Annotated in this window: 18 protein-coding genes; 15 read left to right on the top strand and 3 right to left on the bottom strand. The window is 70.6% G+C overall.

The window, feature by feature from the left end:
• The first annotated feature begins 1 nt into the window (after position 1).
• Genes H0X95_RS01220 through H0X95_RS01150 form a run of 15 tightly spaced genes read left to right on the top strand, consistent with a single transcriptional unit; the run spans position 2 to position 15,694 of the window.
• A complete protein-coding gene (locus tag H0X95_RS01220) occupies positions 2-631 on the top strand; it encodes a hypothetical protein (RefSeq protein ID WP_059721431.1) in 630 nt (209 codons plus the stop codon).
• A 1-nt stretch (position 632) separates the two neighbouring features.
• On the top strand, positions 633-1,616 hold the full coding sequence (locus H0X95_RS01215; RefSeq protein WP_048988596.1) for a ferritin-like domain-containing protein: 984 nt from the start codon (positions 633-635) through the stop codon (positions 1,614-1,616).
• A gap of 3 nt (positions 1,617-1,619) precedes the next feature.
• Positions 1,620-2,603: a 3-oxoacyl-ACP synthase gene (locus H0X95_RS01210; protein WP_059721432.1), complete on the top strand. Its 984-nt coding sequence runs from the start codon at positions 1,620-1,622 to the stop codon at positions 2,601-2,603.
• Positions 2,593-3,768: a PLP-dependent decarboxylase gene (locus tag H0X95_RS01205; protein ID WP_006493646.1), complete on the top strand. Its 1,176-nt coding sequence runs from the start codon at positions 2,593-2,595 to the stop codon at positions 3,766-3,768. Before H0X95_RS01210 ends, H0X95_RS01205 begins: the two co-directional genes overlap by 11 nt.
• Before the next feature lie 16 nt (positions 3,769-3,784).
• Entirely contained in the window at positions 3,785-5,368 is a 1,584-nt protein-coding gene (locus tag H0X95_RS01200; protein ID WP_059721433.1) for an acyl-CoA ligase (AMP-forming), exosortase A system-associated, read from the top strand.
• The gene (locus tag H0X95_RS01195) at positions 5,365-6,456 is read left to right on the top strand and encodes a hypothetical protein (RefSeq protein WP_059721434.1); all 1,092 of its coding nucleotides are present in this window, start codon (positions 5,365-5,367) and stop codon (positions 6,454-6,456) included. Before H0X95_RS01200 ends, H0X95_RS01195 begins: the two co-directional genes overlap by 4 nt.
• Positions 6,456-8,306 carry an acyl-CoA dehydrogenase gene (locus H0X95_RS01190; protein ID WP_059721435.1) on the top strand — a complete coding sequence of 617 codons (1,851 nt, stop codon included), beginning with the start codon at positions 6,456-6,458 and terminating at the stop codon, positions 8,304-8,306. Before H0X95_RS01195 ends, H0X95_RS01190 begins: the two co-directional genes overlap by 1 nt.
• Position 8,307: 1 nt before the next feature.
• Positions 8,308-9,552, top strand: coding sequence for a citrate/2-methylcitrate synthase (locus tag H0X95_RS01185; protein WP_196445878.1), 1,245 nt, complete (start codon positions 8,308-8,310; stop codon positions 9,550-9,552).
• A gap of 29 nt (positions 9,553-9,581) precedes the next feature.
• Positions 9,582-10,244, top strand: coding sequence for a class I SAM-dependent methyltransferase (locus H0X95_RS01180; RefSeq protein WP_059721437.1), 663 nt, complete (start codon positions 9,582-9,584; stop codon positions 10,242-10,244).
• A 3-nt stretch (positions 10,245-10,247) separates the two neighbouring features.
• Positions 10,248-11,321, top strand: coding sequence for a TauD/TfdA family dioxygenase (locus tag H0X95_RS01175; protein ID WP_034203955.1), 1,074 nt, complete (start codon positions 10,248-10,250; stop codon positions 11,319-11,321).
• A gap of 11 nt (positions 11,322-11,332) precedes the next feature.
• On the top strand, positions 11,333-12,346 hold the full coding sequence (locus H0X95_RS01170) for an ATP-binding cassette domain-containing protein (RefSeq protein ID WP_034204100.1): 1,014 nt from the start codon (positions 11,333-11,335) through the stop codon (positions 12,344-12,346).
• Entirely contained in the window at positions 12,339-13,418 is a 1,080-nt protein-coding gene (locus H0X95_RS01165) for an ABC transporter permease (RefSeq protein WP_034203954.1), read from the top strand. The genes H0X95_RS01170 and H0X95_RS01165 overlap by 8 nt, the downstream gene beginning before the upstream one ends.
• 37 nt (positions 13,419-13,455) lie before the next feature.
• Positions 13,456-13,998, top strand: a complete 543-nt coding sequence (locus H0X95_RS01160; RefSeq protein ID WP_006491295.1) for a hypothetical protein — start codon at positions 13,456-13,458, stop codon at positions 13,996-13,998.
• Between the two features lie 2 nt (positions 13,999-14,000).
• Positions 14,001-15,419, top strand: coding sequence for an FAD-binding oxidoreductase (locus H0X95_RS01155; RefSeq protein WP_059721438.1), 1,419 nt, complete (start codon positions 14,001-14,003; stop codon positions 15,417-15,419).
• A 32-nt stretch (positions 15,420-15,451) separates the two neighbouring features.
• Positions 15,452-15,694, top strand: a complete 243-nt coding sequence (locus H0X95_RS01150; protein ID WP_006482540.1) for a hypothetical protein — start codon at positions 15,452-15,454, stop codon at positions 15,692-15,694.
• A gap of 109 nt (positions 15,695-15,803) precedes the next feature.
• On the opposite strand, the gene H0X95_RS01145 is transcribed toward H0X95_RS01150, so the two are convergent.
• From H0X95_RS01145 to H0X95_RS01135, 3 genes are read right to left on the bottom strand one after another with little or no spacing between them, the layout of a single operon-like run.
• Positions 15,804-17,156, bottom strand: coding sequence for a TRAP transporter large permease (locus H0X95_RS01145; protein ID WP_006482542.1), 1,353 nt, complete (start codon positions 17,154-17,156; stop codon positions 15,804-15,806).
• Positions 17,157-17,160: 4 nt separating this feature from the next.
• On the bottom strand, positions 17,161-17,733 hold the full coding sequence (locus H0X95_RS01140) for a TRAP transporter small permease (RefSeq protein WP_012493692.1): 573 nt from the start codon (positions 17,731-17,733) through the stop codon (positions 17,161-17,163).
• Positions 17,730-18,716, bottom strand: a complete 987-nt coding sequence (locus H0X95_RS01135) for a TRAP transporter substrate-binding protein (RefSeq protein WP_006481984.1) — start codon at positions 18,714-18,716, stop codon at positions 17,730-17,732. The genes H0X95_RS01140 and H0X95_RS01135 overlap by 4 nt, the downstream gene beginning before the upstream one ends.
• Positions 18,717-18,908: the final 192 nt, after the last annotated feature.

Below are 18,908 nucleotides of genomic sequence, written 5' to 3'. Positions count from 1 at the left end.
CATGGTGCGACCCGTTCACTTCACGTACCGGATCGAGCGCGACGCGCGGCAGCCTGTGGCGGTCGCGGCCAGCGCGTACCGGATGCCGCTCGACACGCCAGCCGATTACGCACGCGCCGCGCTCGCGGAAGCGGCCGGCGATGCGTACGACGCGGGCAATATGTACGACGTGGCCGGCGGCGAGCGCCGCGTGCTGCTCGATCACGTGCAGTATTTCGCGTTCCTCGCGGAAATCACCGCGCGGATTCGCGACGCCGTGCATCCGGACGCACGCCTGTTCATCGAAGTGTGCGCACCGTATTTCGGCGCGCTGCCGGCCGAACTGCTCGCGCCGCACGTGCTGCTCGGCGTGCACCTGTACGACGAAGCATTGCGCGACGCATCGCGCGGCGCGCCGGTCGTGTGGATCGGCGACCGCATCCTGCGCGACGCGGAGTTCGCCGGCGACAACCGCGTGTGCTGCGCGATCTGGCCCGCGCGGCTCGCCGACGCGTTCGACGCGCAACTGCGCGGCGCGTGGCCGTCGTTCGCGATCCGCGTCGAGCCGCACCCGGGCGCGTCGCGCGCCGCCGCCCCGTTCACCGATTCCGCCCATCATTCCGGCGCCGCCGCGCGGCCGGGGAGACCCTGACATGAATGACACGCTTACCGTGATGCAGGACACGGCCGATATCCGCTGGTCGATGCCCGTCGACGCGCTGATGTCGAACGACTACGCACTGCGCGAAGAGGCGCTGAACCGGCTGTACGAGAAGGCGAAGGCCGCGCAGTGGGACGTCGCGACCGACGTCGACTGGCGCCACGACCTCGACCCGGCGAACCCGCTCGGCATGCCCGATCCGACACTCTTGATCTACGGCACCGAGCTGTGGGGCAAGCTGGCCGACGCGGACAAGCGCGAGGTGCGCCATCACGCGCAGGGCTGGCTGTTGTCGCAGATCCTGCATGGCGAGCAGGCCGCGCTGATCTGCGCGTCGAAGCTCGCGTCGGCCGAGAATGGTCTGAGCGCGCGGTTGTGCGCAGCCGCGCAGATGATGGACGAAGCGCGCCACGTCGAGGCCTACGCGAAACTCGTCAACGAGAAGCTCGACGTCAGCTACCCGATGAGCCGCTCGCTGAAGGGGCTGCTGCACGACACGATCACGAGCAGCGCGCTCGACATGACGAACCTCGGGATGCAGGTGCTGGTCGAGGGCATCGCGCTGTCGATCTTCCAGAGCGTCGTCGCGTACAGCACCGATCCGTTCATCAAGGACCTGTTCCTGCGAATCCAGCGCGACGAAGCACGCCACTTCGCGGTCGGCCGGATCACGCTGTGCCGCGTGTACGCGGAGATGAGCTCGCACGAGCTGCGCGAGCGCGAGGAGTTCATCAGCGAAGGCGCGGCCGTGCTGTACGACCACCTGTGCGCGGACGACATCTGGGAACCGATGGGTCTGTCCAGGCGCGAATGCAGCGCGATGGTGCGCGAATCGCCGGTGTCGAGCTCGATCCGCCGCTCGATCTTCCGGCGCCTGGTGCCGACGATCCGCGAGATGGGCCTGCTCACGCCGACCGTACAGGCGACCTTCGAAAAGCTCGACGTCCTCGACTACGCGGCGATGCCGCTCAACTGAACCATGACGACGACCTCCTCCCAAGCGTCACGCGATTTCTGGATCGGCATCGACGCGGTGGCCTACGAGCTGCCGGGCCCGCCCGTCGATATCGAGGCCTGGGCCGCCGAACGCGACTATCCGGCGCAGCGGGCGGCCGCGATCGCGCAGTCGGGCAGCCGCTATTTCCACATGGCGCTCGACACGAGCGAGACCGATCTCGCGATCGCGGCGGTCGGCCGGCTGCTCGACACCGCGCGCGTGCATCCGTCCGACGTCGGTGCGATCGTGCACGTCCACACGCAGCAATTCAGCGTGCCGCCCGCGCCGCGCAGCCTGCCGCACGAAGTGGCCGCGCAATTCGGCATCGAGCCGCTGTGGCTCGGCTCCGTCGCGCAACTGAACTGCGTGTCGGTCGCGGCCGGCATCGAGACCGTGCGCGCGCTGATGTGCCGCCATCCGCAGCTCGACGCGGCGCTCGTCGTGTCGTCCGACCGCGTGTACGGCGAGGATTACCGGATGCGGCAGATGACGGGCGTGCAGTGCGACGGCGCGGCCGCGATGCTGATCGCGCGCAACAGCACGAAGAACCGGCTCGGCGGCATCGCGATCGAGACGCACGCGAAATGGCATCGCGGGTCGGACACCGTCGCCGCGAACGAGGCCGACCTGATCATGATGGAGTGGCCGTACACGCGCCGCGCGATCGACGCGGCCGTCGCGCTCGAGCCGCATGCGCTCGACGCGTACGACCTCGTGCTGCCGCACAATGCCGACCTGCCCGGCTGGAACGCGCTGTGCCGCGCGATGCGCGTGCCGGCCGAGCGGCTGTATGCGGACAACATCCATGCGCGCGGCCACGCGTGCTGTTCGGATTTTCCGATCAACCTGGCCGACGTCGGGCTCGACGCGGTCGCGCACGGCCAGCGCGTGCTCGGCGTGATGCAGTCGAACTGCGGCGCGTATGCGGCCGCCACGCTCCATCCGGTGGGCCGCCATGACGCCTGAGCGCCCGCTTCCATCCGCCGGCGATCACGCGTGGATCGCCGATCTGCGCACGCCGTGCTACGTGTACGAGCCGGAGGTCGCGATCGCCCGCTACCGGTCGCTGAAGGCGCGCCTCGGCACGCGGCTGATCGTGTCGCTGAAGGCGAACCCGAACCAGGACATGCTCGCGCGCTGCGCGCATGCGTACGAGGACGGCGTCGAACTCGCGAGCCGCGGCGAACTCGACGCGGTGATCGGCCGGATCAAGACGGCGCGCTACCTGAACAATCCGTCGATGGACGAGATGTTCATGCGTGCCGGGCTCGCGTCGCGCTGCCATTTCGTGCTCGACAACCCCGACGCGGTCGCCCGTTTCGTGCCGCTCGCCCGCGAAGCGGCGGCCGGCGGCAGCACGCCGGGCGCCGTCCTGCTGCGCGTGAATGCCGGCGCGCTGGCAGGCGTTCACGCCCGCGCGCAGTGGCACGACCACTTCGGGATGACGCCGAACGAGGCGCACGACGCGGTGCGCACGCTCGCCGCCGCCGGCCTGCCGGTGGCCGGGCTGCACGTGTTCTCCGGCCCGCATTCGTTCATCCGCCAGGACCCGACGCAGCCCGACACGCTCGTGCTGCCCGAGCGGCTCGCGGCGCTGGCCCGCGATCTCGCGCCCGCCAACGGCGCACCGCTCGGTTCGTTGAGCCTCGGCGGCGGGTTTGCCGACGATCATCCGGGCGATGCCGCGTTCGAACGCTATGCCGCCGCGCTCGCGCCGCTGGCCGGCCGGTATTCGCTCGCGCACGAATCGGGCCGCGCGATCTTCGCCGATGCGGGCGTGTTCGCGACGCGCGTCGTCGCGGTCAAGACGTGGCAGGACCGCACGATCGCCGTTTGCGACGGCGGCCTGTCGCATGCGTTCCTGCTCGCGCAGACCGAATCGGTGATGCGCCGCCTGGCCGCGCCGTCGCTCGTGCGCCGCATGCCCGCGCCGCCGTCGCGCGGCGTGCCGACGCTCTACGTCGGCAGCACCTGCAGCCGCGCGGACGTGATCGGCCGCGACGACGCGGGCGCGCCGCCGCAGGTCGGCGACATCGCGGTGTTCGAACGCTGCGGCGCGTATCACCGCACGTACTCGATGGCGCATTTCCTGTCCCACGAAGCCGCGCACGTGTACGTGCGGCCGGCCTGAACCCGAGGAGCCGATCATGAACGCATTGATCAGCATCGCCGACCTGCTCGAACACGGCGCCGAGCGTTGGCCGCATCATCCGGCGTATGCCGACGGCGGCGGCACCCTGACTTACGACCAGCTCGCCCGCGCGGTCCGGCGCGCCGCCGCCGTGCTCGCGGCGCGCGGCGTGCAGCCCGGCGAACGCGTCGCGATCTACGCGCCGAAGCGCGTCGAAACCGTGGTCGCGATGCTCGCGGCCAACGCACTCGGCGCGATCTTCGTACCGGTCAATCCGCAGTTGAAGGAAGCGCAGATCGAACACATCGTCGCCGACAGCGGCGCCGCGCTGTTCGTGACCGGCGCGCAACGGCTCAAGCGCCTGCCGGCGCTCGCCGCGCTCGTCGGCGCGCGCACGCTGCTGATCGAGGAGCTGGCCGATGCGATCGATTCGCCGGCCACCGACACGCCGGCGTCGGCAGCGGCCCCCGCCGGCCGGCCGGTCGACGACGATCCGGCCGCGCTGCTCTACACGTCCGGCTCCACCGGCAAGCCGAAGGGCGTCGTCGTATCGCACCGCAACCTGGTGTCGGGCGCATTCAGTGTCGCCGCGTACCAGCGGCTCGCCGCCGACGACGTCGTGCTCGGCGTGCTGCCGCTCAGCTTCGATGCGGGCCTGAGCCAGCTCACGACCGCGCTGGCGTCCGGCGCGTGCTACACGCCGCTCGACTTCCTGCAGCCGGCCGAGGTGCCGCGCCATTGCGACGCGTTCGGCGTCACGTCGATCACCGGCGTGCCGCCGCTGTGGATGCAGCTCGCGTCCGCCGGCTGGAGCGACACCGCACGCACGCGGGTCCGCCGCTTCGCGAACACCGGCGGCCATCTCGCGACGCCGCTGCTGCACCGCCTGCAGGCGCTGTTCACGCAGGCTTCGCCGTACCTGATGTACGGGCTGACCGAGGCATTCCGCTCGACCTACCTGCCGCCCGCGGATGCCGCGCTGCGCCCGACGTCGATCGGCAAGGCCGTGCCGAACGCGGAGATCCTCGTGCTGCGCGCGGATGGCAGCGAATGCGCGGCCGACGAACCCGGCGAACTCGTGCATCGCGGCGCGTTCGTCACGCTCGGCTACTGGAACCGGCCCGAGCTGACCGCGCAGCGTTTCCGCCCGCTACCGCGCCGGCACGGCGAGATTCCGCGCCCGGACGTCGCCGTGTGGTCGGGCGACATCGTGCGGCGCGACGCGGACGGCTACCTGTACTTCGTCGCACGCGGCGACGACATGATCAAGACGTCCGGCTATCGCGTGAGCCCGACCGAGGTCGAGGACGTGCTGTTCGCGCTGCCGCACATCCGCGAGGCCGCGGTGTTCAGCGTCCCGCATCCCGCACTCGGAGAAGCGATCGCCGCATGCGTCGTATCGACGCTCGACGCCGACGCGTGCCGCGCCGACATCGCCCGCGCGTGCCGCGACGCGTTGCCCACCTACATGAACCCGCTCGTCGTCGAGCCGCTGCCGGCGTTGCCGCGCAACCCGAACGGCAAGATCGACCGACCGGCGCTGAAAGCGCAGTATCGCGACGCGTTCGCGCGCCCGAACCTCGAGGAGACCGCCGCATGACCCTGTCGACGCTCGATGAAACCTGTATCGGCGCGCCGCGCGTCGCCGCGCCCGGTACGCTCGCGTTGTCCGGCGGCGTCGTGGTGCTGCCGCCCGCCGTCGTGTTCAGCGCGATCCAGGCGCAGGAGCGCCACCCCGGCTACCGGCACCTGCTGCTGCCGCAGGCGCGCTTTGCGCGGCCGCGCGGCATGGGCGCGCTGACGCCCGACGAAGGCACGCGCCTCGCGCCCGGCGGCCGGCCCGCGCTGCGCGTCGCGCCGCCCGGGCGCAGCCTCGCCGACCTCGCCGCCGATGCGGCGCTCGACCTGCGCGACCAGCTCGGCTCCGGCGCGCTGGCGCGCACGACGCACGTGATCGTCGCGAGCTGCGCGCTCAACGAAGGGATTGGCGACTCGGTCGTCGGCCGCATGCAGTACGAACTCGGGCTGCAGCGCGTGACGCCGTTCGCGCTCGGCCAGAACGGCACGCTCGGCTGGTATTCGGCGCTGATGCTGCTCGACGGGCTGCTCGACGAGGGCGATCACGCGCTCGTGATCCTCAGCGACAAGTGGCTCTACCCGTTCTTCCGCCAGTTCGGCGACCTGGTCGGCTACGGCGACGCGGCCGCCGCATTGCTCGTATCGCGCGCGGGCCCCGCGCCGGAGCCGGCCGCGTGGGGCGGCGTGCGCGCCGTCGCGCTCGAATTCGGGCCGTCGGTCACGGATCCGTGGGCCGATGCGCCGGCCGCGCTGCGCGACACGCTCGCGCCAGTCGCGGCCCGCGCGATCCGCCGCGCGCTCGAGCAGGCGAACCTGCGCGCGAACCAGATCGACTGGTGCGTGCCGCCCGGCTTCGATCCCGGCTTCGCGGCGCGCGTGGCCGATGCCGCGTCGATTCCGGTTGCCGCGCGCATCCAGCACGACGGCTCGGGCCATCTGTCGTCGGCCGAATCGGCCGCCGCGCTGATCCGGCTCGCGGGCGCGCTCGACGAAGGCGAACGCCGCACGGTGCTCGTGTGGGACGCGGCGCTGCATGGCGGGGCCGCCGCCGCCGTCGTCGACCTGGCCGGCGGCCTCGACGCCGCGCTCGACATCGAAGGAGACGCATGATGAGCGCATACAAGGTGAGCCTGCGCGAGCTGCGCTTCTTTCTGTGGGAACTGTTCGAGGCCGACAAGCGGTTCCTGGCGGAGCACGGCCTGTACGGCACGCACGATCGTGCATCGATCGACGCGCTGCTCGAACGCGCGCGCGACTTCGCGCTCGACCTCGGCCGCAGCTATCAGCAGGCCGACGTCGAGGGCTGCACGCTGCTCGACGACGGCCAGGTCCGGATTCCGTCGCATTTCCACGCGCTGTGGGCGCGCTTTCGCGACGAATGGTCGAACACGCTGTTCGGCACCGCGCACGGGCTGCCGCCGATCGTCACGCAGATGATCTACGAGATGTTCATGGGCGCGAATCCGTCGTTCATGACCTACGGCGGCTTCACGCGCCCCGCGATCAAGCTGCTGCAGATGCACGGCACGCCGCACCAGAAGGCGCTGATCGCACCGCTCGAAGCGTACCGCTGGGACGCGTGCTTCTGCGCGACCGAACCGCAGGCCGGCACCGACCTCACCGCCGTGGCGCTGCGCGCGACGCCGATCGAACGCGACGTCTACGCGATCGACGGCGAGAAGGTCTACATCTCGGCCGGCATGCACGAGCTGACGGAGAACACGCTGTATTTCGTGCTCGGGCGCATCGATACCGCGTCGCCGGATTCGTTCTCGCTGTCGTGCCTCGTCGTGCCACGCTTCTGGCCTGACGACGAAACCGGCGAGCTGCAGCCGAACCATGTCGACTGCATCGGCCTGCCGCGCAAGATGGGGCTGAAGGGCTGCGCGAACACGCATCTGGTATTCGGCGCGAACGGCACGACGAAAGGCTGGCTGCTCGGCGGCCGGCGCAACGTCGGCCTGCTGCAGCTGATGCCGCTGATGAACCAGGCGCGGATGAGCACCGGGATGTTCGGCGTCGGCGTCGCGTCGAGCGCGTACCTGCACGCGGTCGAGTATGCGGGCCGCCGGCTGCAGGGCCGGCCGATCGAGCGCGCGTCGAACACCAATGCCGCGCGCGTCGCGATCGTCGAGCACGCGGACGTGCAGCGCATGCTGGTCGACATGAAAAGCCGCGTCGACGGCTGCCGCGGCCTGCTCGGCAAGCTCGCGGCGACCGCGACGCGCGCGGCGATGCTCGAGGCGACGCCCGACGCCGACCCGGCGGAGATCGAACGCCATCGCAAGCTGCAACTGCTGCTGACGCCGATCTGCAAGGCGTTCATCTCCGACCAGGCGTGGCGCATCTGCGAAACGGCGATCCAGGTGCACGGCGGGCTCGGCTATACCGATGCGAGCCCCGTCGAGCAGAACGCGCGCGACGTGAAAATTCTGTCGATCTGGGAAGGCACGAACTACATCCAGGCGCAGGATCTCGTGCGCGACAAGCTCGGCTTCGGCCGTCATTCGCGGCTGATCCAGTACTACCGCGACGAACTCGACGCGTTCCTCGCGCAGCAGCATCACACCGCCACGCATGCGGAATTGCGGCCGCTGTTCGATGCGCTGCGCGCGGGCGCCGACCGCATCGCCGCCGCGCTCGACGACATCGCGCGCGACGTGCAGGACGGCCACACGCATCGCAGCAGCCAGTTCTACACGCGCTTCCTGGAGATGTTCGGCGTGGTCACGTCGGCGTGGGTGCTGCTCGAATCGGCGACGATCGCCGCGCGCCGGCTCGATGCGCCGGAGACGGCCGACGCACCGGCCGAACTCGCGTTCTATCGCGGCAAGCTGAAAAGCGCGCGCTACTACTTCGCGAACGTGCTGCCCGTCGTCGACCAGCACGCGGCCGTGATCGCCGCGATGGCGCACGCGGCGATCAGCGTCAGCAGCGACGAACTCGCCGCGGTGGAATGACATGGATACGACACTTGGCTCCAGCGTCCTCGCCGCGAAGACCGGCGATGCGCCGCGCAACCTGCTCGGCCGGCCGACGACGCGCCATCGCGGCACCGACATCGACGGCGCGACGCTCGACCCCGAAGCGCTGCGCGTGCGCGATCTCGACCTGAACGCGCTGATCGGCGCGACGACGTTCGAAGGCGCGCTCGCGCATCTGTGGTTCGACGTCGCGCCCGGCAGCACCGACCATCGCGCGCACGAGGCGACGATCGGTGCGCGGCTCGCGGCGTTCGCCGACGCGCTCGCGCCGGGCTCGGTCGCGCAGTCGATCGCAGCCGAGCTCGGCGCGGCCGGCGTCGCGCCGGTGTTCGCGGCCGCGTCCGGCCTGCTGCGCGGCCTCGACGACGTGACCGACCGCGTGCGCGGCCCGGCGCCGGACGATGCCGATCTCGACACGATGCTGCTGTGCGCGGCCGCCGCGCCGTTCCTGCTGCATGCGGCGATCGAGGGGCGGCCGTTCGCCGCCGGCCCGGACGCCCGCGGCGGCACCGCGCTCGATGCAGCGCGGACGCACGCGCAACGCATGCTCGTGCTGACCGGCGCGACACGCCACGACTCGCCGGCACAAGCGGCGATGGACATGCTGCTCGTCGCGTGGCACGCCGGCTTCGGCTACATCACGCCGACCGTGCTCGCGCCGCGCGTCGCGATCGGCACCGGCGTCACGCTGACGCAGGCGATCGCGTCCGGCTTCCTCGCGAGCGGGCCGTCGCACGTCGGGGCGGCGCTCGAAGCGATGCAGTGGCTCACGGCACTCGCGCGATCCATACCGGGCGGCGCCGGCGCGCCGGCCGCCGCGCTCGACGCGGCCGGCCGCGCGGCGATCGATACGGCGCTCGACGCGAAACGCACGCTGTACGGCTTCGGCCATCCGCTGTTCGTCGCCGATCCGCGTCCGCCGCACATGCGCGGCCGGTTCGCCGCATGCGGCTTCGACGGCGGCTACGTGACGCTGTTCGACGCGTGCTGCGCACAGGCCGACGCGCGCCGCGCACTGCGACCGAACATCGATTTCCTGACCGCCGCGACGCTGCTCGAACTCGGTGTCGCCGCGCCGTCGTGGGGCGTCGGCGTCGGACTCGGCGCGCGCATCGCGGCGATGGCCGCGCATGCGGTGGAACGGCGCCGCCGCCCGGCGTTCGGCGTCAACAGCGCGACCGCGCGGCGGCTGCTGGCCGCCGTGCCGGTCGGCTGGCTGTGAACCCTCACCCTTTTCGCACAAGGAACGTCATGCTGCTCAAGAACCTGCGCCCGGCGAACGACTACGATCGCTTCGCCACCGAAACGCTCGAACCGTGGGACCTGCTGTTCATCAGCCGCATCCGCCAGCTGGCGCGCGGGATGACGGCCGGCACGATCGCCGACATCGGCACGGCCACCGGCGTCGTGCCGGTGCGGCTCGCGACCGATCCGGCGATGCGCGGCTGGCGCTACGTCGGCATCGACCTCGATCCGGCGATGCTCGACGAAGGCCGCCCGCGCATCCACGAACTCGGGCTCGACGACACGATCGAGATGCGCGTCGGCGACGCGCTCGCGCTGCCGTTCGACGACGGCACGCTGACGATGGCGGTCGGCCGCGCGACGCTGCATCACCTGCCCGACAAGGCGCTCAGCCTGACCGAGATGTACCGCGTGCTGGCGCCGGGCGGCATCGCGCTCGTGCACGACATGCGCCGCGACGCGCCGCAGCACCTGCTCGACCGCTTCACCGCGATGCGCGCGGCCGCCGACTATCCGCCGACCCACGTCGAGGAAAAGATCACGCTCGACGAAGCGCATGCGCTCGTCGCCGAGGCCGGTCTGGCAGAAGTCGCGTCGCTCTACAGCCCGAGTATGGGGCTCGGCGCGCTCGGCTTCGAAATCCTGCTGAAGAAACCGGCGCTGGCCTGAGCGATGACCGATCTCGCCTTCCTCGCCGCGCATGCCGCCGCGCGGCTCGGCGCCGACGACGTGCACTGCGCGGCGGTCGCGCCCGGCGCGACGCTGCCGCTGTGCGTGACGCCGCGCAGCGCCGAACTCGCGACGTCGCCGGAGATGTTCGTCGCGTGGTACCGCTCGCGACTCGACACGATCGACACGCTGCTCGACGCATGCGGCGCGCTGCTGTGGCGCGGCTTCGCGGTGCCCGACACCGCCGCGTTCGGCCGCCTCGGCGCGCTGTATCCGCCGCACGCGAACGGCTACACGGCCGGCGCCGCGCCGCGCCGGCAGATCGACGGCCAGGTCTACGAGTCGACCCGCATGCCGCCGCCGTTCAGGATCGGGCTGCATCAGGAAATGGCCTACATGCCCGCGTTTCCGCGCCTCGTCGCGTTCTACTGCCGGCTGCCGGCGGAAGCCGGCGGCGAGACGCCGATCTGCGACATGCGGCGCGTGACCGCGCGCGTGCCGGCCGCGCTGCGCGAGCGGTTCGCCGAACGCGGCGTGATGTACCTGCGCAATTTCGCGGCGCCGGGCGACCGCGTGGACAGTCTCGCCGCGAACCCGAACCTGCCGTTCGCCGCGTACCACCGGCCGTGGGACGACGCATTCGGGACGACCGAGCGCGACGAAGTCGAGCGGCTGTGCGCGGAACGCGGCGTCGGCTGCCGCTGGCTCGACGACGGCAGCGTGACCGTGTCGCACGTCGGCAGCGCGCTGCGCACGCATCCGCGCACCGGCGAGACGGTGTGGTTCAACCAGGCGAGCGCGCAGCACCCGAACCCGCGCTCGATGGGCGAGCTCAGCTATCGCTACCTGCAGCGCATGTACGGCGCGCGCGCCGCGTTCCCGTACGAGATCCGCTACGGCGACGGCGCGCCGATGCCGTTCGACGATCTGGTGGCGATCTACGACGCGCTCGACGACGAGGAATTCGCGTTCCCGTGGCAGGCCGGCGACGTGCTCGTCGTCGACAACATGCTGGTCGCGCACGGCCGCAACCCGTACCGGGGCGCGCGCGACACGCAGGTCATGCTGTTCGACTGAGGATGCCGACGATGAGCGTTTCGTTTCTTGCGTCCGTGCGCGCGATGTTCGGCCCGTCCCCCGCGTTCGATCGACCGCAGCGCGCGGGCACGCCGCCGCGGCCCGACGCGCATGCGCCGGGCGCGGCGCTCGGCGCGCGCGCGATCGACGTCGCGGCCGGCGATTTCCGCTTGTCCGCGCGCCACGTGCGCTTCCGGCTCGGCGCGATCACCGCGATCGTCGGGCCGAACGGTTCCGGCAAGACCACGCTGCTCGAAACGCTGCTCGGCTTCCGGCGCGGCGGCAGCGACGTGCGCGTGCTCGACGTGCCGGCCGAACGCTTCATGCGCGATTCGCGGTCGTTACAGCGGCTCGGCGCGCAATTGCAGAAGGTCGAGTATCCCGATCATCTGCGTGTATCCGAGATCGTCGCGCTGCACCGCGCGATGTACGCGCACACCGATGCGGCGATCGCCGACGCGCTCGGCATCGCCGAACTGCTCGACAAGCCGTGCCGCGCGCTGTCGAAGGGGCAGCGCCAGCGCGTCGACCTGTACGTCGCGCTCGCGCACCGGCCCGAGCTGGCCGTGCTCGACGAGCCGTTCACGGGCCTCGACCGCCGCTATGCGGGCGTCGTGATCGATCTGCTGCGCCACCGCGCAAGCGGCACGAGCGTCGCGATGATCTGCCATTCCGAGGAAGAACTGAGCGTGGTCGACGATCTCGTATGGGTACGCGACGGCGGCGTGCGCTACCAGGGCGACCGGGATACGCTGCGCGCCGAGCTCGTCGGCGACGCGCGCGCGGTGCTGCATTGCCGCGACGAAGCCGATGCGCGCGCGCTGCGCAAGCGGCTCGCGGCGCTGCCCGGCGTGACCGGCGTGCGCGTGTCGGCCGCGCACGTGGTCGAGGCGTTCGGCGACGCGACGCTGCATCCGAACGTGCACCGGATCGTCGGCGAACGCGGCATCCAGCATCTGGCGCTCGCGCCGAGCACGCCGGGCGACCTGCTGCGCCTGTGCACCGAGGGCCCGACCCATGACTAAGGTGTTCCTGATCCTCGTGCGCAACGAGTTGCTCGGCTATCTGCGCAGCCGCTCGTCGCTATTCTGGACGCTCGTGTTCCCGGTGTTTCTGCTGAGCGTGATGCTGTTCGCGTTCGGCGGCTCGGGCTCGCTCGGCACGGCCGACATCGCGTTCGACGTGCCCGGCGGCGCAACGCCGTACAGCCGCGCATGCGAAGCGCAGATCGTCGCCAGCCTGTCGCACAGCGACACGGTGAAGGCGACCTTCGGCGGCCGCGGCGCGCCGGCCGATCGCGTGACCGTCGTGCTCGGCGCCGACGAGCGCACGCCGGCGACGATCCGCTACGACTTCAACGGCCCGCTCGCGGTGAAGGCCGCATCGCGGGTCGTCGAGATCGCGCTTGCGCGCTGCGCCGCGCAGCGGCTCGGGCTGCCGGCCGCACAGGCGCGCTTCGAGAATGCCGCGCCGACGCGCCGGCCGTTCGACTACGGCGCGTTCTTCGCGACCGGCATCCTCGTGATGGCGTTCATGGCGATCGGCCTCAATTCGACGACCACCGCGATCGCCGCGCTGCGCGAGCGCAATACGTTCAAGCTGTACGTGTGCTTTCCGGTGTCGCGCGGCGTGTTCCTCGCCGCGCTGATCGTCGCGCGGATGGCGATGATGGCGCTGTCGGCGCTCGTGCTGCTGACGGTCGCGCGCGCCGCGTTCGGCATCGCGCTGCCGATCGCGACACCGGACGGGCTGCGCGCGTTGCCGATCGTGCTGCTCGGCGCGGCGATGGTGCTGAGCATCGGCGTGCTGCTGGCGAGCCGCGCCCGCTCGCTCGCCGCGGCCGAACTCGCATGCAACGTCACCTACTACCCGCTGCTGTTCTTCAGCGACCTGACGATCCCGATGCACGACGCGCCCGCGTGGCTGAAGGCCGGGCTCGCGTTCCTGCCGACCAACCAGTTCGCGGTCGCGCTGCGCGGCGCGCTGGTCGACGGCGCGCCGTACGCGCAGCTCGCGCCGCAACTGCTCGGCATGACCGCGTGCACCGCGCTGTTCCTGTTCGCCGCCGTGCGGCTGTTCCGCTGGCACGACGCTTGACGCGTCGCCCCGCTGTTTCGACGAAGGAGAATCATCGATGAAATCGAACCATCCCATAACCGGCTACCTGCTGCACGCGAGCAATTTCCTGCCGGCGATCGTGTTCCTGTTCTACGGCCGGCTCGGCCCCGAGCAGCCGGACCTGCGCTGGACCCACGCGTTCCTGATCGGCGGCGTGCTCGCGCTCGTGCACGGCGCGTGGCTGATGCGCCGCGCGGAACGCAACAGCATCGCGCTCGGCGTCGACCTGTTCCTCGTGATCGGTGCGGTGCTCGCGCTCGTCTCGCCGACAGGTAGCCGTCTGTGGGGCGAGGAACTCGGGCCGGCCGCGATGCTCGTCTGCGTGCTGGTGGTCGGCATCGTGCATACCGCGTGGTCGGACGGCGGCTTCGTCGACGGCACGTTCGTCGACCATGCGCGCGCGCGTTCGCTGTCGCTCGTGCTGCTCGCCGTCACCGTCGTCGCGCTCGCGGTGTCGATCACGATGCGCCACAGCCCGCTGTGGGGCGGCGTCGTGCCGCTGATCGCGCTGGTCGTCGTGCGCGGCCGGCTGCGCAAGCAGCTCGCGCGGGCAAGCTGACGATGAACGCGCTGCCCGCACACGCAGCCCACGCCGCGCAGCGGCACGCGCTCGCCGCGGCACTCGGCGACGGCTGGCTCGACGGCGCGGCCTGCGAGCCGTATGCGACCGACGTCGCGCGATACGGCGGCGTGCCGCTCGGCGTCGCGCGGCCGGCGTCGACCGTCGACGTGCGCGCGCTCGTCCGCGTCGCCGTCGCGCACCGGATCGCGCTCGTCGCCCAGGGCGCGCGCACCGGGCTCGTCGGCGCCGCCGTGCCCGATCGCAGCGGCACGCAATGCGTGGTGTCGTTCGAGCGGATGCGCGCCGTTCGCGGGTTCGATCCTTCGAATCGCAGCATCACCGTCGACGCCGGCGTGCGGCTGTCCGACATCAATCGCGTGGCGGGCGAAGCCGGGCTCTGCGTGCCGATCGATCTCGGCAGCGATCCGGCGGCCGGCGGCCTCGTCGGCGCGAACGCGGGCGGCAGCCGCCTGATCAAGTACGGCGACGTGCGCCGTCACGTGCTCGGCATCGAAGTGGTGCTTGCGGATGAAGCCGGCACCGTGATCGACGCGCTCGCGCCGCTGCGCAAGCGCAACGCGGGCTTCGACGTCGCGCAGTGCTTCATCGGCGCGAATGGCGCGAACGGGCTCGTGACGGCCGTGTCGTTCGCGCTCGCGCCGCTCGAGCGGTCGTCGTGCGCGGCGTTCGTCGCGTTCGCGTCGTACGACGCGGCGCTCGCCGGCCTGCTCGCATTCGAACGCGCGTTCGGCGAGATGCTGTCGGCGTTCGAATTCATGTCGGCGGCGGCGGTCGGTTGCGTCGCCGCCGCGTTTCCCGCGTTGCGCGCGCCGTTCGACGCGAGCGCTGCCGCGTGCTACGCGCTCGTCGAGATCGCGACCGGCATGCCGGGGCTCGATGCGCTGCTCGAGGAACGCACGGTCGCGACGCTCGACGCGCTCGCAAGCGAACGGCGGGTGCTCGACGCGGCGTGTGCGCCGGCGGAACGGTTCTGGCGGATTCGCGACGCATTGCCGGTCGCGGTCGCGCAGGACGGCGTGCCGCTGTCGTTCGACGTGTCGTTTCCGCGCGGCGCGCTGGCCGGATTCGTCGCCGACGCCGAGCAATGGCTCGCCGCCGCGCATCCGGCGCTGCGCTGCCATGCGTTCGGGCATTTCGGCGACGGCGGCTGCCATCTCGTCGTATCGATTCCGCATACCGAAGCAGAACGCTACGGGCCGCTGCAGCAGGTGGCGTTGCGCGGCGCGCTGTACGACCGCGTCGTGCGCGCGGGCGGCTGCTTCAGCGCGGAACATGGCGTCGGGCCGGTCAATATCGCGTACTACCGCAAGCACGTGCCGGCCGCGCACCGGCAACTCGCCGGCGCCGTCCAGCATGCGATCGATCCGCTCGGGCTGGTCGGGCGGGTCCGTTACTGATGCGCCGCTTCACGGCGCCACGGAGATTTCGCATGATGTTTCGACACCCGCCCGGCCCGGGCACGCCTTCCGAACCCGACGCCGATCCTTCGTCCTCGGGCATCCCGGCCACGCTGCCCGACTCGGGCGTGGTGGTCAACGTGCGGGGCGTCGCCTGCGTGATCCCGTTGCCGCCGCGCGACCATGCGCGCCCGGCGCTGTGGCGCGAACTGGCGGACTGGCGCGACGAACGGTCGATCGCTCGCGACCTCGAACCGGATGGACGGCAGGATTGAGCAGCCGGCTCGCGACGGCCCGGCAAGCGCGCCGCGCATGCAACCGCGGCGCCGGACCACCTCGGTCGTCCGGCGCCGCGACGGGCGAAACGCGCAACGCGCAACGCAATCAGAACACCGCGTGCCCGCTGATCAGGCTCGGCAGCCACGTCGAGAAGAACGGCATGTACGTGACGATGTTGATCGCGCTGAAGATCGCAAGGTAGTACGGCCACGCCATTTTCGTGGTCTCGCCGATCGATACGTTGCCGATCGCGCAGCCGACGAACTGCACCGACCCGATCGGCGGATGCACGAGGCCGAGCGAGCAGTTCAGCAGCAGCATGATCCCGAACTGCACCGGGCCGACGCCGCACGCCATCGCGATCGGCAGGAACAGCGGCGTCGTGATCAGGATGTGCGCGGCCATGTCGACGAACGTGCCGAGGAACACCTGGATGATGTTGATGTACAGCAGCATCAGCCACGGCGCGGCGGTCGACTGCTTCAGCAGCCCTTCGATCGCATCCGGGATCTCCAGATACGACATCTGGAAGCGCAGCATGTTGGACACCGCGATCAGCAGCAGCACGACGCCCGTCGTGCGCGCCGCATGCGACAGCGCGCGGCGCAGCTTCTCGGCCGTCAGTGTCCGGTAGACCACCGCGGTCAACACCAGCGAGTACACGACGGCGATCGCGGCCGCCTCGGTCGCGGTGGCGATGCCCTTCGCGACGCACACGAGGATGATCGCGATCACCATCAGCCCGGGCACCGCGCCGACGAAGCTGCGCAGCACCGCATACCAGCCGGGAAACCGCGGCAGCGCGGACGAGCCGTCCTCGCGGCGCGGATAGCCGTGACGCACGGCCTGCCAGTACGCGGCGGCGAGCACGAAGCCCATCACCCACAACACCGGCAGGAGGCCCGAGAACAGCAGGTCGCCGATCGACACGCCGCTCACCGGCTGGCCGTGCAGCATCCCGGTGATGCCCTGCGCGGCGAACGCGTAGATGATCATGTTGGTCGACGTCGGCATCAGCGCGCCGGCGAGCGACGCGTGCGTGGTCACGTTGACCGCGTACGCGGCGCTGTAGCCTTCGCGCTTCATCAGCGGAATCACCACGCCGCCCATCGCCGACGTATCGGCGGTCGGCGAGCCCGACACGCCGCCGAACAGCGTGCATGCGACGACGTTCGCCATCCCGAGGCCGCCGCGGAAGTGGCCGACGGTCGCCTGCGCGAAGCGCAGGATCCGGTCCGCGATGCCGCCGTGCAGCATCAGTTCGCCGGAAAAGATGAAGAACGGCACCGCGAGGAACGAGAACGCGTTCATCCCCGAGATCATCGCCTGCATCGCGGTCGCGATCGGCAGGCCTTCGACCAGGTAGGTGAGCACGCACGCAATGCCGAGCGCGAACGACACGGGCACGCCGAGCACGAGGAAGATCAGAAAACTGACGGACAGGATCGCGAGTTCCATGGCGTTATTGTCCCGACGAAGTACGACGAAGCGCGAGCAGGTGCTCGAGCGAGAAGAAGATGATCGCAACCGCCGCGGGCATCGTGATCAGGTAGCGCACGCCTTCGGGCAGCCCGATGATCGGGATGCGGTCGCCCATCGTCTCGGCGGCCATGCTGCCGCAGCCGATCATGATCATGATCGCGAACGCGATCAGGCTCAGGTGCTGGATCGCGATGACGACCGTGCGCGCCTTCGGCGACAGCCGGCGCACCAGCGAATCGAGGCCGATATGGCCGCCGTCGCGCACCTTCATCGCCGCGCCGAACATCGCGATCACGATCACGAGCAACAGCGCGATCGGCTCGACGAAATCCGGCGCATTCTCGAACACGTAGCGCATCACGACCGCATAGAACACCAGCACCGTGAGTACCGCGAGGCATGCTGAAGCGATTCCCGCCAGCACGCGGAACAGCACGTCGTTCACGCAGCGCAGCAGCGGCGCGGCGTGCGGCCGCGCCGGCGCCGCGCCGTCGGGGGCGGCGGCCGACGCGCCCGCGGCCGCCGCGCTGTTCAGGGAAGTGCGACGCGTCACTTGGTGGCCTCGATCTCGTCGACGATCTGCTTCATCTGCGGCGTCTTTTCATACTTGGTCCACAGCGGCTGCATCGCCTTCACGAACGCCGCGCGATCGATCTGCGCGGCCGGCAGGATCTTCGCGCCGCCCTTCGTCACCAGCTGCTGCGCGGACGCCTCGCGCGCGGTCCACAGCTTCTGGTAGTACGGCACCGAATCGGCCGCCGCCTTGCGGATCGCCGCCTGCTCCTGCGGCGACAGCGTGTCCCAGATCTTCTTCGAGAACACCAGCACTTCCGGCGTCATCGCGTGCTGCGTCTCCGAGTAATCGGGCGCGACTTCGTAATGCTTGGTTTCCTCGTACGACGGCAGGTTGTTTTCCGCCGCATCGACGAGGCCCGTCTTCAGGCCCGTGTACACCTCGGCGAACGGCATCGGCGTCGGCGTGCCGCCCATCGCCTTGATCTCGTCGACCATCAGGTCGGACGGTTGCACGCGCACCTTCAGCCCCTTCATGTCGGCCGGCGAGCGCACCGGGCGCTTCGCGTAGATCGAGCGCGCGCCGCTCTCGTAGAACGTCAGCGCGATCATCCCCTTCGCGGTGAACGCATCGAGGATCTTCTGGCCGGCCGGCCCGTACATCGCCTTGCGGAAGTGCGCGACGTCGCGGAACAGGAACGGGAACGACGGAATCAGCGATTCCGGCACGATCTCGTTGAACGACGCGCCGTTCACGCGGGCCATGTCGATCGCGCCGATCCGCACCTGGTCGACCGTGTCCTTCTCGGAGCCGAGCGCGCTGTTGCCGAACACCTTGATCGAATCCTTGCCGCCCGTCTGCTTCGACAGTTCCTCGCCCATGAACTTCACGGCCATGTTGGTCGGGAAGGTGTCGCCGTGCACGTCCGCCGAGCGGAACACGCGCGCCTGCGCGGACATCGCGAAGCCGGCCATCAGTGCGACGGCCAGGGCGGTACGGGAGCCGGTGAATCGGTGCTTCATGGTGAGTCTCCTTGATGGTCGATCGTTGTTGTGCGGCGATCCGTCGGCAGGCGCCTGCGTCGCCGGTACGCTTCCTTGAACCGCAGAGTCATACGTCGTATGACGTGTCGAGCGAATGTACGTCGGTTAACCGTTTAACTCACTTGGTGCATACCCCTATAACCGCTGCCATCAAGGGCTTTTGACGGAAAT

Source organism: Burkholderia sp. 9779_493, assembly GCF_015712215.1.
Classification (GTDB): domain Bacteria; phylum Pseudomonadota; class Gammaproteobacteria; order Burkholderiales; family Burkholderiaceae; genus Burkholderia; species Burkholderia cenocepacia.
This window is presented reverse-complemented; position numbering and strand designations above follow the sequence as displayed.